General features: G+C 71.1%; 11 protein-coding genes and 1 tRNA gene. 9 read left to right on the top strand and 3 right to left on the bottom strand.

Annotated features, from left to right (window positions below; translation table 11 throughout):
• Positions 1-63: 63 nt before the first annotated feature.
• Positions 64-342: a hypothetical protein gene (locus GGR64_RS13880; protein ID WP_184646552.1), complete on the bottom strand. Its 279-nt coding sequence runs from the start codon at positions 340-342 to the stop codon at positions 64-66.
• 333 nt (positions 343-675) lie between these two features.
• A tRNA-Phe gene (locus GGR64_RS13875) sits at positions 676-751 on the bottom strand.
• Positions 752-1,576: 825 nt separating this feature from the next.
• On the opposite strand from GGR64_RS13875, the gene GGR64_RS13870 reads away from it, so the two are divergent.
• From GGR64_RS13870 to GGR64_RS13850, 5 genes are all read left to right on the top strand, one after another.
• Positions 1,577-2,053 carry an LEA type 2 family protein gene (locus tag GGR64_RS13870; RefSeq protein WP_184646550.1) on the top strand — a complete coding sequence of 159 codons (477 nt, stop codon included), beginning with the start codon at positions 1,577-1,579 and terminating at the stop codon, positions 2,051-2,053.
• 305 nt (positions 2,054-2,358) lie between these two features.
• A complete protein-coding gene (locus GGR64_RS13865; RefSeq protein ID WP_160967384.1) occupies positions 2,359-2,856 on the top strand; it encodes a MarR family transcriptional regulator in 498 nt (165 codons plus the stop codon).
• Positions 2,853-5,027, top strand: coding sequence for an FUSC family protein (locus GGR64_RS13860; protein WP_184646548.1), 2,175 nt, complete (start codon positions 2,853-2,855; stop codon positions 5,025-5,027). The genes GGR64_RS13865 and GGR64_RS13860 overlap by 4 nt, the downstream gene beginning before the upstream one ends.
• Entirely contained in the window at positions 5,011-5,217 is a 207-nt protein-coding gene (locus GGR64_RS13855) for a DUF1656 domain-containing protein (RefSeq protein ID WP_017916033.1), read from the top strand. The genes GGR64_RS13860 and GGR64_RS13855 overlap by 17 nt, the downstream gene beginning before the upstream one ends.
• An 8-nt stretch (positions 5,218-5,225) precedes the next feature.
• Positions 5,226-6,224, top strand: coding sequence for an HlyD family secretion protein (locus GGR64_RS13850; RefSeq protein ID WP_184646546.1), 999 nt, complete (start codon positions 5,226-5,228; stop codon positions 6,222-6,224).
• A 474-nt stretch (positions 6,225-6,698) separates the two neighbouring features.
• On the opposite strand, the gene GGR64_RS13845 is transcribed toward GGR64_RS13850, so the two are convergent.
• Positions 6,699-8,102 (bottom strand): S8 family serine peptidase, encoded by a 1,404-nt coding sequence (locus GGR64_RS13845; RefSeq protein WP_184447594.1) that lies wholly within the window; start codon positions 8,100-8,102, stop codon positions 6,699-6,701.
• Positions 8,103-8,334: 232 nt separating this feature from the next.
• Here GGR64_RS13845 and GGR64_RS13840 point away from each other — a divergent pair, with 232 nt between their 5' ends.
• Genes GGR64_RS13840 through GGR64_RS13825 form a run of 4 tightly spaced genes read left to right on the top strand, consistent with a single transcriptional unit; the run spans position 8,335 to position 14,021 of the window.
• Positions 8,335-9,171 carry a DUF6689 family protein gene (locus GGR64_RS13840; RefSeq protein WP_184646544.1) on the top strand — a complete coding sequence of 279 codons (837 nt, stop codon included), beginning with the start codon at positions 8,335-8,337 and terminating at the stop codon, positions 9,169-9,171.
• Positions 9,172-9,217: 46 nt separating this feature from the next.
• A complete protein-coding gene (locus tag GGR64_RS13835) occupies positions 9,218-10,069 on the top strand; it encodes an FHA domain-containing protein (protein WP_184646542.1) in 852 nt (283 codons plus the stop codon).
• Positions 10,066-13,305, top strand: coding sequence for a serine/threonine-protein kinase (locus GGR64_RS13830; RefSeq protein ID WP_184646540.1), 3,240 nt, complete (start codon positions 10,066-10,068; stop codon positions 13,303-13,305). Before GGR64_RS13835 ends, GGR64_RS13830 begins: the two co-directional genes overlap by 4 nt.
• Positions 13,302-14,021: a sensor histidine kinase gene (locus GGR64_RS13825; RefSeq protein ID WP_184646538.1), complete on the top strand. Its 720-nt coding sequence runs from the start codon at positions 13,302-13,304 to the stop codon at positions 14,019-14,021. Before GGR64_RS13830 ends, GGR64_RS13825 begins: the two co-directional genes overlap by 4 nt.
• Positions 14,022-14,092 lie beyond the last annotated feature (71 nt).

Below are 14,092 nucleotides of genomic sequence, written 5' to 3'. Positions count from 1 at the left end.
ATGCAGGAGCTGCGCAGCGATGTAAAGCGCGGCGCGGAACGCCGGCAATCATGGCACGGCCGGTCAGTTGCTCAGGTCGGCCATGGAGCGCTGGTCCGGCTGGCTGGCGCATTGCACCGGCTCGCGCAGCACCACGCGCTCGACCACCCCGTCGCGTCGCTGCAGATAGGTGTTGACCATCACGCACTCGGAGCCGACCTGCTCGATGTAAGGCGCATCGGCACCGGGACCGCCCTGCTCGCCCGCGTGCTCCGCCTGGTCGGCGGGGGCCGCCATCGCGGCGCCGGCCATGGCCCACAGCAGCACGACGCCGCCACATATCCGTCCGAATCCGCTGGTCATTGGCAGGTCCCCTGATTGCCCATGCCTATGATTACGACAGGCGGCGCCATTGATTGAGCGAAATATCCCGGAAAACCGTGAAAGGGGCGTATTTGTCTACAGAATTGGACACGCCTTCTTCACATGCGCTCGGTGTAGGCAGCCGTCAAAAGCCGCGGGCGCATGCGGAAGTCTGCATAGCGCACGGATGCGGCACAGAGTCCGGATGGCGACGCCGCGGCAACTCCGGCTACCGGGACCACCGGAACAACAACAAGCCGCAAAAGCCGGACAAACGCCGCAAAACCTTGCGGCAAAAGAAAAGGGCTTGCATTGCTGCAAGCCCTGAAAGAGTGGTGGCCGAGGACGGAATCGAACCGCCGACACGGGGATTTTCAATCCCCTGCTCTACCAACTGAGCTACTCGGCCACTGCGCAACGCGGCAGGACCGGTGCGAGGACGCGCATCATAGCGAGGCGATCGGAATTGGGCAAGCGCAATGTTGCAGAATTTTCCTACCGATCGCTGCGGGGTGCGCCGACGGCGTCCGACCCGGGGATGGCGCGATGCTGGACGCGTCCTCGGCATCCGGCCGGCGCACGGCAGGGACGCCTGGAGATGGCCGCCGGCCGGATTGCCGTGGACACTGCCCGAAAATCGAACAGCAATGGGGACCGCACCACGCCCTGAACAAATTCAGCCACATACAGGCCAACTGGCTCACCGGGACCTATTGGATGACTGGAACAGCGACGGCTGATGCTGGCCGCCTGATGAAACGTCTGACAAAAGCCGAGCCGCGCCGGCCACGCTGAGCCGAGCGCACTGACCGCGTTGGCGCGGCAACAGGCACACCGGATCCAGCCTCAGCAGACGCGACTCGGCGCGCTGCAGATCGGCCGCACCGCCTCCAGCCGCTGCTGCGCTGCACCCGCCGCACCGGTGCTTGAGAGAAGGAACCACAGGTGACGAACCGGCGCACTTGCACGCCCCTAGACAGCCAATCGGCGCCAGCACATCGCCACGGCCTGATGCCTTTGGCGAGAGCGCGACATGAGGATGGCCATGGGTGATGTGTCTTCATCCATTTGGTCGCGAAAACGCCCATTGGATATCGCCAGTCATAGCGCGCCAACCGCCCTCCCACGACGCCAGGCGTCGGCGCCGCGTAGCGGGATCCGCCAGCATCGCGCCGCAACGTTAGACAGGGGTGTGGTGTAGTCTTCGCCGGTCTACCTACCCTGGAATCCGCCCATGCGTCACCCGCTCCGCCTCGGCTTGCTCGTGTTGTGCACCGCATTGCTCGGCGCCTGCAGCGACGGCATCGTGCGGCGTGTGTCCGACCCGGCCGCCAGCGTGCAGCAGCTGACGGTCAACATGGACGGCAGTTGGAAGGTGGAACTGCGCCTGCAGAACTACAGCAGCATCCCGATGCGCTACGACACCTTGCGCCTGGATCTGGACGTGGGGGGCGAAGCCGCCGGCAGCCTGCAGGCTGCGCCTGGGATCTCGATCGGCCCGGAAACGGCGGACGTGGTGAGCGTCGCGCTGAAGCCCAGCTCGAGCGCGCGCATCGCCGTCGCCGACGCCCTCGCCGGCCGCCGCAGCCTGGAGTACACGCTGAAGGGCAGCATCGCCGCGACGCCGGAAGACAAGAAGCAGCGCAGCTTCGACATCGACACCCGCAACATGCTCTCGCCGGCGCCTGGCCTGGACGGCGTGCTGCGCTGACCATGCGACGGCGCTGACGCGCCACCCGCTCCGCTTTCTCGAACGCAATGTCCCGGACTCCGGGCGCAGGACGCGTCTGCGTCGACCTGCGCTTCACCGGACTCAGGCGCTTCCTCGACCCGCTCTTCGCGATGCTGACGGTAACCCCGCGGCGCGTTGGCGCATGGCCGCGCGTGCGCTCGCCTCTCTACATGACCGTCTACCAAGAAGTTCGACCCGCTGCCACCCGCCGCGTTCAGCCAGCATTACTGTAAAATTAATACACAAATGTATTATTTACACATGTACGAAATGTCGAGCCAAGCATGAGCCGCTTCGCCGCCACCGAGCAGCGCCTGGATGTGACCGCCCGCAAGCATCCGCACTTCCCCCGAGAAGCCGCGCTGGTGCTGCGGCTGATCAAGCTGCTGCACAAGCTGAGCCTGGACCAGAGCAACGAGGTGTTGCGGCCCTACGGGCTGAGCTATGCCGAATACAACGTGCTGATGATGATCGACGCCAGCCCGGACGGGACCTTGAACCCGTCCCAGCTCGGCGACGCGGCCGGCGAGAAGTCGGCCAACATCACCCGCCTGACCACCCAACTGGTCGACAAGGGCCTGATCCAGCGCATGCCCAGCGCCCAGGACCGGCGCATGCTGCTGCTGCGCCTGACTGAGGCCGGCGAGCGCCTGATCGAAGCGCTGATCCCCGACCTGTGCGCCCAGCTCGACACCTATGTGCGGCATCTGGATCCGGCGGCGCTGGCGCAGTTGCAGGCGCTGCTGAAGACCCTGCTGCGCGGGGTCGAGGACGCCGCATGAGCGCGCCGCAGCCCAACGTCGCCGCTGCAGCCGAGCCCGCGCCGGGCCTGCGCACCGTCCTGGCCGACGCGCTGCGCGGCGAAGGCGATGCCTGGCTGTTCGTGCTGCGCACGCTGCTGTCGATCTATCTGGCCGGCTGGATCGCGCTGCGCCTGGACCTGGCCTCGCCGATGACCGCGATGATCACCGTGGTGGTGGTGATGCACCGGCAGACCGGCATGGTCTTCGCCAAGGGCTTCTACCGGATACTGGGCACGCTGATCGGCAGCGTCGCGGCGCTGACGATGGTGGCGCTGTTCCCGCAGGAGCCGGTGCTGTTCGTGCTGGTGCTGTCGCTGTGGATCGGCGCCTGCACCGGCGGCGCGCTGCTGTACCGCAACTTCAAGGCCTATGCCTTCGTGCTGTCCGGTTACACGGTGGCGCTGATCGCGCTGCCGGCGGTGAACCAGCCGCAGAACGTGTTCAACCTGGTGGTGGCGCGGGTCACCGAAGTGGTGCTGGGCCTGCTGGTGACCGGCATCGTCAGCGACGCGGTGTTCCCCAGCCGGTTGCGCCAGACCCTGCGCGACACCGTGCGCCGCGCCTCCGACGGCTTCCTGGACTTCGTCCGCGACGCCACTGGTGGGCAGCTGCCGCGCGAGGCGATGGAGCAGGCGCACCTGCGCTTCGTGCGCGACGCGGTGACCATCGAGGACCTGCGCAGTTCGGTGGTGTTCGAGGATCCGGAGGCGCGGGCCCGCAGCGGCCGCCTGCGCCTGCTCAACCAGCGCTTCATGGCGGTGTCGACCAGCTTCCAGGCGCTACACCACTACATCAACCGGCTGCTGCGCAGCGGCGGCGCGGACGTGGCCGAGGCGCTGATCGGCCTGTACCGGCCGCTCAAGGCCGCGCTCAGCGACCGTGGCGGGCGCGAGGGTGCGGCCGCCACGGCGCGCAAGCTGGCCGCATGCCGCGATGCGCTGGCGACGCGTGCGGCCGAGGCGCGTGCGCCGCTGGCCGTCCCGCAGCACGAGGCGTTCGACACCGGCGTGTCTCTGCTGCGGCGCTTCTTCGCCGACCTGCACGACTACGTCGCCACCGAAGCGACCCTGGTCGCGCCGCAGCAGTGGCGCACGCCGCAGGACGGCGGCGGCGACACCGCGGTGTTCCTGCGCGGCAACGACTACGCCGCCGCCGCACTGACTGCGCTGCGCAGCGCGCTATTGGTGGCGACGATGTGCTGGCTGTGGATCCAGGCCGGCTGGATCAGCGGTGCCACCGCGGTGTTCCAGGCGGTGGCGCTGAGCGCGATCCTGTCGTCCAGCGCCAATGCCCCGGCTGCCGCGCGCTCGCTGTTCAACGGCTTCGTGTTCGGCATCGCGCTGGGCGTGATCTGCCAGCTTCTGGTGCTGCCGCAGATGGACGGCTACGGTCTGTTCATCGCAGGCACCTTGCCGTTCCTGCTGGTGACCCTGTACCTGGCCTCGAAACCGGCGTTGTACGGCTTCGCCACCGGCGCCAACCTCGCCTTCGTGTCGATCCTGGCGGTCCAGCCCACGCCCAGCTTCAACGCTGCGGCCACCTTCAACAGTGTGGTGCCCTTGCTGCTGGGGACGCTGGCGGTGAGCGCGACCTTCGTGTTCGTGCCGCCGGTGATCGGCACGCGCTGGCAGCGCCGGCGCCTGCTCGAGCGGTTGCGGCGGCAGACCACGCTGGCTGCGCGTGCGCCGCTGTCGGGGCTGGCGCTGCGCCTGGAGAGCGTCAACCGCGACCTGTTCCAGCAGATCGTCGCGCACACCCCGCCCGGCAGCGACGAACTGCGCGACCTGCTGGGCTGGGCGCTGTCGGTGCACGAAACCGGACGCACCCTGGTCGAGCTGCGCCGTGACGCGGCCGAAGGCACGCTGCCGCCGGCGCTGGCCGCCGAGGTGGATGCCGCGGTGCAGGCATTGGCGGATCTGTATCTCGACCCCGGCCCGCAGCGGCACCGCCAGGCGCTGCAGCGGGTGGAGGCCGCGCTGACCGCCAGCCAGGTGGAAGGCGCGGTCCCGCTGCGCTGGAAGGCCACCCGCGAACATCTGTTGCTGCTGCGCGGCGCGCTGCTCGACGCCGATTCCGTTCTCGCCGCGCTGGCCGACACGCCGGCGCCGACCACCGCCACGCCAGGAGCCGACGATGCTGCTGCCCGCTGAACTCTCGATCGCCGGAGTGTACGTGCCCGGTCTGCTGGTGCTGGGCCTGGCCCTGCTGCTGGTGGCCTGGGCGCTGGACGCGGTCGCCGGTCGCGCCGGCCTGTACCGCTACGCCTGGCATCCCTCCCTGTTCCGTCTGGCCATCTACGTCGGCGCGTTCGCCGCGCTCGGCCTGCTCCTTTTGCCGTGAGTCCCGCCATGAAGACCCCTGCCCTGATCCGTTTCGCCCTGACCGCCATCGTGGTGCTGGTCGCCGCCCTGCTGGCGCATGCGCTGTGGCGCCACTACATGCTCTCGCCCTGGACCCGCGACGGCCGCGTGCGCGCAGAAGTCGTACGCATCGCACCCGACGTCTCCGGCCTGGTGGATGCGGTGGCGGTGCGCGACAACCAGCACGTCAAGCGTGGCGACCTGTTGTTCAGCGTGGACCGCAAGCGCTATGAGCTGGCCCTGGAAAAGGCCCGCGCCAACCTCGCGGTCGCGCAGGCGCAGGCGCGTGCGGCCGGCGCCAGCCTGTCGGCGGCGGCCGCCACTCAGGCGGCCAGCGAGGCGGAGTTCCAGATGCGCCGCGCCCAGGCCGAACGGCGCGCACGCGCCGCCGCGGTGATCTCCGCCGAGGCGCGCTCGGACGCCGAAGCCACCGCGCGTTCGGCCCAGGCCGACGTGCATCGCAGCGCGGCGCTGCGCGGCCAGGCCACCGCGGCGCAGGCGCAGGCGGTGGCATCGGTGGAACAAGCGCAGGCCGCGCTCGATCTGGCCGAGCTGGATCTGCAGCGCACCCAGGTCCGTGCCACCGCCGACGGCTACATCACCAATCTGGAGGTGCGCGTGGGCGATTACGCCCAGGCCGGTGGCGCCCGTCTGGCGCTGGTGCGCGACGATGCGATGTGGGTCTACGGCTACTTCGAGGAAACCAAGCTGCCGCGCGTGCATGTCGGCGACCGTGCCGACATCCGTCTGATGAGCGGCGGCCTGTTGCTGCACGGCCAGGTCGAGGGCATCGCCCGCGGCATCGCCGACAGCGACAACCCGACCGGTACCTCGCTGCTGGCCGACGTCAGCCCCACCTTCAACTGGATCCGCCTGGCACAGCGCGTGCCGGTGCGCATCCGCATCGATCCAGCCAGCGTGCCGCAGGGCACCCTGCTCGCGGCCGGCATGACCGCGACGGTGAGCGTGCATCCGCGGCAGGACTGATGCGGCGCCCGCGGAGCTTCTGGTAATCGGGCAAGGCTTACGTGACGCCTGGCAGCGACTTCAGCCGCAACGGGCGTTGCCGGTAACGTCCCTCGCGCGGTAGGACACGCCACTCGATCCAATGAACGCCACGACCGCAGCGGAAACAGGACGCGTCCCAGGCAGCGGGGATCGACATGCGGCAACAACAGCATCCGGCAGCGGCGCGCCGGTCCGACGCAGTCCACGCCATGCTGCAAAAAAGAATGCGGGACGTGCGGGGCCCTTCCGATTCCCGGACGCCATTCCGGGGAGCGGTGGAACCCCGCACGCCCCAGCACGGGGGATCGCGGAGGCTGCCGACCACGCTGCCGAACGGCGACAGCGTGATCGAAGGCAACCGCGAGGAGGTCCTGACTGCATCGCAAGCGTCGACACGGCGGTCGACTGCGCTTGCGGTGTCTCGGGCGGACGTTGGGCGTCCGCCCGAGACGGTCACTTCTTGCTGGCTTCGCGCAACGCCGAGTAGGCGTTGAGATAGCCGGCGCCCACTTCCCAGGAAGCACGTCCCGCCATCGGCGTGGCGGTGCGCTCGATCAGGTCCTTGACCTGGTCCGGGGTCAGGTTCGGATTGGCCTCCAGCACCAGCGCCACCACACCGGCCACATGCGGGGTGGCCATCGAGGTGCCGCTCATGGTGGTGTAGAACGGCAGCTGCGCCGGCGCGATCAGCTTGGCGTCCGTCTGCGCGGCCAGCGGCGGCAACAAGCCGGTGGAGGCGCGGGTGGAGATGATGTCCACGCCCGGCGCGGTGATGCTGGGTTCGTTGATGTGGGTCCAGCTCTTGCCATCGGCGGTGGTGAAGGTATCGCGCTCGCCGGCCTTGCCGCGCGAGGAGAAGTCGGCCAGCGTACCGTCGACGTTGCCGGCGGCGACCGAGATCACCCACGGCGCCTGCGCGTACGGATTGTGGGTGTCCTCCTTCGGGCCGTCGTTGCCGGCGGCGAACACGCTGACGATGCCGCGCTTGTACAGCTCGTAGGTGGCGACGTTGACCGGATCGGCCGGATCGAACTTGCCGGACGTGCCCCAGGAGTTGCTGACGACGCGGATCGGATCCTTGAAGCTGTTCTGGTGCGCCGCCGCGTAGTCCAGGCCGCCGACCGCGTCCAGGATCAGCAGCACGCCACTGGAGCCGTAGCCGACCAGGCTGGCGCCGGTCGCCACGCCGCGGTACTTGCCGCCGGACTGCGCGCCATTGCCGCCGACCGTGCCGGCGCAGTGGGTGCCGTGGCCGGAGCCGGCGTCGGTGTTCGGCACGCCTTCCAGGTAGGTGACCGGCAGCATCGAATTCAGATTGTGCAGGTTGGTGTTGGCCAGCACGTTCTGCACCACACGGTCGCCATAGGCCAGGTCGCGGTGGGTGGCGTCGATGCCCGAGTCGTTGATCAGCACGCCGACACCGCGGCCGGTGTACGGCACGGTGCGGCCGAAGTCGCCCGGATTGCTCTGCGCGCGGTCGACCCCGGTGGCCTGGCGCGCGTCCTGGTTGAAGTAGCGCAGCGGCGCGTTGTAGTAGATCGAGGCGACGTCGTCGCGCTCGGCCAGCGCCAGGATCTCTTCGGGCGTGGCCAGCGCACCGGCGATCGGCAGGGTCTGCATGCTGACGCCGCGGGTGATGCCCAGGTCGTGCAACACGGTCAGCTGCGCCGCCGAGACCGGCTTGGACTGCTTGTAGGTGATGACGATCTGCAGCTCGTCGGTCAGCGGCGTGCTGGCCAGCTTGGACTCCAGCAGGCTGTCCAGATGCGCGGCGGCTTCGGCCTTGCCACCAGCGAAGATACCGCTGGCGAGAACGGCGCAAATGCCGATGGCGAGTGCGGGACGACGGATGGGCATCTGGGATCTCCGGTTGGTGGCCCGGGACGGGCGGGTGACTGCAGCCTGACGCGGCGGCGCAGCGACGCCTATCCGGGATCGCCCCTAGCGGACGTGGGTGAAAACACCCAGGGCCGCGTGCATCGCCCGTACGGATGGGTATGATCGGATCGTAGGCCGCTGCCTCGCCGCGTCGTCGGGCGAAACGCGGGGTGCGGTGCGCGGTGCCGGCACATGCAACAGGGGGTTTCAGATGCACATGATGTTCGCAAGGGTTTGCCTGCTGTTCTGCGCCATGGCGGCGTCCAGCGGGCTCGCCGCACAACCGCTGCCGGTGCAGGTTGACGTGAGCGGCAACGTGGCGACGGCGACGATCGGCGCCGGGCCGTATCCGCTGGCGGAGCTGACGCTGGAATTCGACGACGCCAGCGACCTCAACCCAGGCAGCCTGGGCCTGAGCGCGCAACTGCTGACCCCGGCCCAGGTCGCGGCGCTGCTGCCGCGACTGCCCAGCACGCAAGCCAGCCAGGTGCCATCGCAGTTGCCGCTGCTGGTCACGGTGACGCCGCCGCCGAGCGGCGGCCTGGCGTTCCGGCGGCTCGTGCATGTGGAACTGCACACGCACGCGCTGGCCTACACCGCCGACAGCAACCTGCGTCTGTTCAAGGCCCCGGAAGGCGGCGATTTCCGCGACATCACCGACGACATCGCGCCCGGCAGCGTCCGTGCCCGCGGCACCACCGGCGGCTTCTCACAGTTCATCGTGATCCACGACCTGCGCCCGACCGCCACCGTGGTGTCCGCCAAGCTGGGCCGCCTGCAGGCCTTGGTGGCGCAGCTGCCGGCCAGCGAGGCGGCGCCGCTGGCAGCCATGCTGAGCAGCGTGCAGAGCGCTCTGGCCAATGCCGACTACACCACCGCCACGGTGGCGCTGGACGGGTTCCGCGAGCAGGTGTCGGCGCGCGCCGGCCACGGCATCGCGCAGACCTGGAATACCGGCATGAGCGAAGGCAACCCCGCCGGCGAACTGCTGGCCGGCGCGGCGACGCTGCGCTTCTCCATCGACTACCAACGTCTCTACGCGCCTTGAGCACTGCTGGACCGGTCACCCGCACCGCGATCGAGGACACCCCGCGATGCCCGCGCGCCTGACCGCCTACCTGCCCGACGCGCCGGCGCCGACGCTGCTGCTCGCCGCCGGGCAGACGCTGGCGATCGGCCGCGCGGCGGACAACGCGCTGGCACTGGAACATCCCTCGGTGTCGCGCTGGCACGCCCGGCTGCAGCCGCAGGCCGACGGCCACTGGCAGTTGCACGACCTGGGCAGCAAGAACGGCAGCTTCCGCGATGGCGTGCGCGTGGCCGCGCCGATCGCGCTGGAGACCGCGACCTGGCTGCGCTTTGGCGACATCTACGCCGAGTTCGCCCCGCTCAGCCCGGCCGATGCGGAACTGGCCGAACGCCGCCAGCGCGCCCGCTGCGATCGCGCCACCGCGCTCACCCAGGGGCTCGCCCAGATCGGCGGACTCGACGATCTGCTCGGCGCCAGCCTGGACGCGGTAGTCGAACTGTCCCAGGCCGAACGCGGCCTGCTGGTCCTGGCCGAGGCGCACGGCCAGCGCATCGCGGCCAGCCACGGCACCGGGCCGCTGCCGCTGCAGCGCGGGCTCGCCGGCAGCGAGGGTGCCCTGCAACGCGCCCTGCGCCACGGCCAGGCCACCGTGGCCCACGACGTCGGCGGCGTGCCGTGGCTGGCCGAGCGCGCCTCGGTCTGCGCCGCCGGCCTGCGCACGGTGCTGTGCCTGCCGCTGCGCGACGGCGCGCGCGTGCTCGGCGCGATCTACGCCGACAGCCGCCGCGCCGGAAGTGCCATCGGTGCGCTGGACATGCAATTGCTCGAAGCCTTCTGCGAGCGCGCCGCACTCTGGATCGCCGCGCGCCAGGCGCTGCGCGACACCGGTGCGGAACAGGGTCCTGGGCCGGCATGAGCGACGCCGCCACCGCCACCGGCCTGTACGCGCAGGAAAGCCTGACGCCGGGGGACGTGCTGGCCGGCCGCTTCCGCATCGAGCGCCTGCTCGGCATCGGCGGCATGGGTCTGGTGTACCTGGCCCACGACCAGGCGCTCGGCATCGACGTCGCGGTCAAGCTGCTGCGCCCGGAACTGGCGCAGCGGCCGCAGGCCTTCGCCCGCTTCCGCCAGGAACTGCTGCTGGCGCGGCAGGTATCCAGTCCGCACGTGGTGCGGATCCACGACCTGGCCGAACACGCCGGGCGCTGGCTGATCAGCATGGACTACGTGGAGGGCGAGTCGCTGGAAGCGCGGCTGCAGCGCGAGGAACGGCTGGACGTCGACACCGCGTTGCGCATCGCCGGCGACATCGCCCGCGGCCTGCAGGCGGCGCATGCGCGCGGCGTCGTGCACCGCGACCTCAAGCCGGCCAACATCCTGCTGCAACGCGGCGGCGATGCGCTGATCAGCGACTTCGGCGTGGCCTGCTCGATGGCCAGCAGCGGTCTGGGCGCGACCCTGGGCAACGTCATCGGCACGCCCGCCTACCTGTCGCCCGAACAGGCGCGCGGCGACGCGCTCGACCCGCGCAGCGACCTCTACGCCTTGGGCCTGATCCTGTACGAAATGCTCGCCGGGCAGGTGCCGTTCGCCGGCGGCACCCTGTCCGAGACCCTGGCCCAACGCATGCTGCGCGAGCCGCCGCCGGTGGACCGGCTGCGCACGGACGTGCCGGGCTGGCTGGTGCGGCTGCTGCAGCGGCTGCTGCGCCCGCAGCCGCGCGACCGCTTGCAGCACGCTGGCGAAGTCATCGTGGCGATCGAGCGCCGACAACTGCCGCGCGATCGTCGGCGCTGGCGCCGCCTCGCCATTGGCTTGGCAGCGACCCTGGCCGGCGCCGCCCTGCTCGGTGCCGGCGCCTGGCAATGGCATGCGCAACGCACCAGCATCGCGTCGCCGGCAGCGGCGGTCGTGCACCAGCTGCCGCGCCTGCTGGTGCTGCCGCTGGCCGGCGACCCGGGCAACGCCGAACAACGCCTGGCGCTCGGTGCGTGGCTGCGCGGCAGCCTCGGCGAAACGCTGACCGTGGTCGACGACGCGCGCACCCGGCAGGCGCTGCGCCAGTACGACCCCACCGGCCAGGCGCCGCTCGACGTGGCGGCGCTGCGCCGGCTCGCCTCCGCGCAACGCGTGCTGCAGCCGAGCCTGCAACGCCAGGGTGCCGGCTGGCGCCTGCAGGCGCTGCTGCATCCGGCCAGCGGCGCGGCGCAACGCCTCGACGGACCGGTCGCCGCCGATCCGGCCGCGGCCTACGCGGCCTGGTTGCCGGTCGCGTCCAGGGCCCTGCTCGGCGAGGGCGCCGCCCTGCCCGACGACCTGCCGGCGCCCGCCGCGCTGCAGGCGTATGCGCGCGGCCTGGCGGCGCAGCAACGCGACGACAGCGCGCAGGCGCTGCAGCAATTCGCCGAGGCCAGCGCGCAGGCGCCGCAGTCCGCGCCGTTGCGCCTGGCCGAGGTGGTCGCGGCGCAGGCCATCGGCGAAGAACAGAGAGCGCGTGAAGCCTTGAGCGCGCGCGCGCCCACGGCGCCGGCGCGGCCGCACACCCTGGCGATGCTGGAGGCGCTGCGCCTGGAAGCGGAAGACGATCTCGCCGCCGCCGACCGCACCTGGCAGGCGCTGGCCACGGCCCGGCCCGACGACAGCGTGGTGCAACTGCAGTTCGCGCGGGTCCAGGCGCAGGCCGGCCATCTGGACGCGGCGCGCGATCGCCTGCGCGCGTTGTCGCAGCGCGATCCCGACGATCCGCGACTATGGCTGGCGCTGGGCAAGCTGGCGATCCTCAGCGGCAACGCCGCCACCGCGGTGGACGACGACCTGCTGCGCGCACAGTTGTTGTTCCGCCGCGGACGCGACCTCTATGGCGAGGCGGAAACGGTGAACGCACTGGGCGTGGGCTACGGTCGGCTCGGCCTGGCCCAGCAGGCGCAGGCGCAGTACCTTCGGGCCGTGGAGCTGCGTCGCCAGGTCGGCAATCGCCGTGGCGTCGCCACCAGCCTACGCAACCTGGCCGGCACGCTGAGCATCGGCGGTGCCTTCGCCGAGGCCGAACAGCAGCTGCGCCAGGCGCAGGCGCTGTACGTCGAGCTGGGCGACCGCGACGGCCAGGCCGCCGCCGCCAACGAACTCGGCCTGCTGGCCGAAGAGCGCGGCGACTACCCGCAGGCGCTGCAGGCGTTCCGCGGCGCGCTGACCGCCTGGCGCGCGCTCGGCGACGCGCACGGAGTCGCCGAGACGCTCAACAACATCGGCTTCGCGCATTTCCAGTTGGGCGACCTGGACAGCGCGCAGGCGTTCTGGGAACAGGCCGCGCGCGCCTATGCCGATCTCAACGACGCCACCGGCCGCGTGCGCACCGCGCAGAACCTCGGCCTGCTGGCCACCGCGCGCGGCCAGTGGGCGCAGGCGCAGACCCTGCTGACCCAGGCACTGCGCGAGGCCGAGCGCCACCAGATGCTCGAGGAGGTGGCGGTGAGCCGGCGCAACCTGGCCGAACTGGCGTTCTGGCAGGGCCAGCGCGACGTGGCGCTGACCGAACTGGACCAGGCGCAACGGCTGTTCCAGCAGAGCCGCGACCAGCGCGGCCAGACCGACATCACCCTGCTGCGCGCGCAACTGTGGCTGGCGCTGGACGACCCGGCGCAGGCGCGGCTGGCGCTGCAGCAGGTGCAGCGCCAGGCCGCCGCCTCGGTATCCAGCGAACAGCGCGCCGGTGCGGCGCTGCTGCAGGCGCAACTGGCCGAACGCGACGGCGACGACGCCGCGGCCGCCGCCGCGCTGCGCCAGGCCGAGACCCTGGCGCGCGCTAGTGGAACCCGCCTGCTGCAACTGCAGGTGCAGGTACAGCAGGCGCACGACGAACCCGCCCTGGCCGCGCTGGCGGCCGATGTCGCACGCCTGGGCAACGCCGGGCTGCGCCTGCGCTACCTGCAGCAGGCGCTGCGCTACGGGGCGGCCGACCAGGTGGCGGCGCGCTACGCACAGCTGCAGACCCTGCTGCTGCGCGGCAGCCCGCTGTTCGCCGCCGCCCTGCACACGCAGGCCGCGCAGCGCCTGGACGCGCTCGGCGACCACGCCGCCGCGCAACGCGCCCGCCGCGCCGCGGCGCAGGCCACCGACGGCTCCGCTATCGCGCGCGCACAGACCACGCCATGAACGACGACGCCACGACCGCCGCCGAACGCTACCGCCTGCTGCTGCAGCGCTTGGAATCGAACGAGCGCGAGTTCCGCCGGCTCGGCCGCGCCGTGGTCAAGGTCCAGGAGGACGAGCGCCGGCGTCTGGCCCGCGAACTGCACGATGGCGTCGGCCAGAACCTCACCGTGCTCAAGCACCGGCTGGCGCAGTTGGGTGCGGCGCTCGGCACAGCCGACGCTGCGCTGCGCGCGCCGCTGGAGGAGGCCATCCATCTATGCACGCAGGCGCTGGAAGACACCCGGCAGATGTCGCGCTTGCTGCGCCCACCGATTCTCGACGACCTGGGGCTGGAGGCGGCCTTGGGCTGGCTGGGCCGCAGCCAGTCCGCCGCCGGTGCCACCCCGGTCACGGTCGAGATCGGCTCGCTGCCGGCGCTGGACGAAGCGCTGCAGACCCTGCTGTTCCGCAGCGCACAGGAGGCGCTGACCAATGCGCTCAAGCACGCCGCGGCGCAGTCGGTGCTGCTGCGGCTGGTCGCGCGCGAGGGCTGGGCGCATCTACAGGTGCTGGACGACGGCCGCGGCTGCGACCCGCAGCAGGCGCTGGCCGCCGGCGGCAGCGGCCTCAGCGGCCTGCGCGAACGACTGCGCCTGAGCGGCGGCAGCCTGCGCCTGCAGTCGTCCCCGGGCGAGGGCTGCTGCGTGCAGATCCGGGTGCCGCTGGAGACCGATTGAACGTGATCGCCCTGCCCCGCCCCGACACCCGCGCGGCGCTGCACACGCCGCGAGATCCCGCCTGTCAGCGC

Origin of the sequence: Xanthomonas sp. 3307, from assembly GCF_014199735.1 — a bacterium.
Classification (GTDB): Bacteria; Pseudomonadota; Gammaproteobacteria; order Xanthomonadales; family Xanthomonadaceae; genus Xanthomonas_A; species Xanthomonas_A rydalmerensis.
Note: the sequence above shows the minus strand (reverse complement) of the source record. Positions and strands in the feature narration are given on the sequence as shown.

Bases quoted from the DNA above. Each gene is read 5' to 3' on its own strand.
- GGR64_RS13845 (WP_184447594.1), bottom strand. From the start codon at position 8,102: ATGCCCATCCGTCGTCCCGCACTCGCCATCGGCATTTGCGCCGTTCTC.
- GGR64_RS13835 (WP_184646542.1), top strand. From the start codon at position 9,218: ATGCCCGCGCGCCTGACCGCCTACCTGCCCGACGCGCCGGCGCCGACG.
- GGR64_RS13855 (WP_017916033.1), top strand. From the start codon at position 5,011: ATGCTGCTGCCCGCTGAACTCTCGATCGCCGGAGTGTACGTGCCCGGT.
- GGR64_RS13840 (WP_184646544.1), top strand. From the start codon at position 8,335: ATGCACATGATGTTCGCAAGGGTTTGCCTGCTGTTCTGCGCCATGGCG.
- GGR64_RS13850 (WP_184646546.1), top strand. From the start codon at position 5,226: ATGAAGACCCCTGCCCTGATCCGTTTCGCCCTGACCGCCATCGTGGTG.
- GGR64_RS13825 (WP_184646538.1), top strand. From the start codon at position 13,302: ATGAACGACGACGCCACGACCGCCGCCGAACGCTACCGCCTGCTGCTG.
- GGR64_RS13880 (WP_184646552.1), bottom strand. From the start codon at position 342: ATGACCAGCGGATTCGGACGGATATGTGGCGGCGTCGTGCTGCTGTGG.
- GGR64_RS13860 (WP_184646548.1), top strand. From the start codon at position 2,853: ATGAGCGCGCCGCAGCCCAACGTCGCCGCTGCAGCCGAGCCCGCGCCG.
- GGR64_RS13870 (WP_184646550.1), top strand. From the start codon at position 1,577: ATGCGTCACCCGCTCCGCCTCGGCTTGCTCGTGTTGTGCACCGCATTG.
- GGR64_RS13865 (WP_160967384.1), top strand. From the start codon at position 2,359: ATGAGCCGCTTCGCCGCCACCGAGCAGCGCCTGGATGTGACCGCCCGC.
- GGR64_RS13830 (WP_184646540.1), top strand. From the start codon at position 10,066: ATGAGCGACGCCGCCACCGCCACCGGCCTGTACGCGCAGGAAAGCCTG.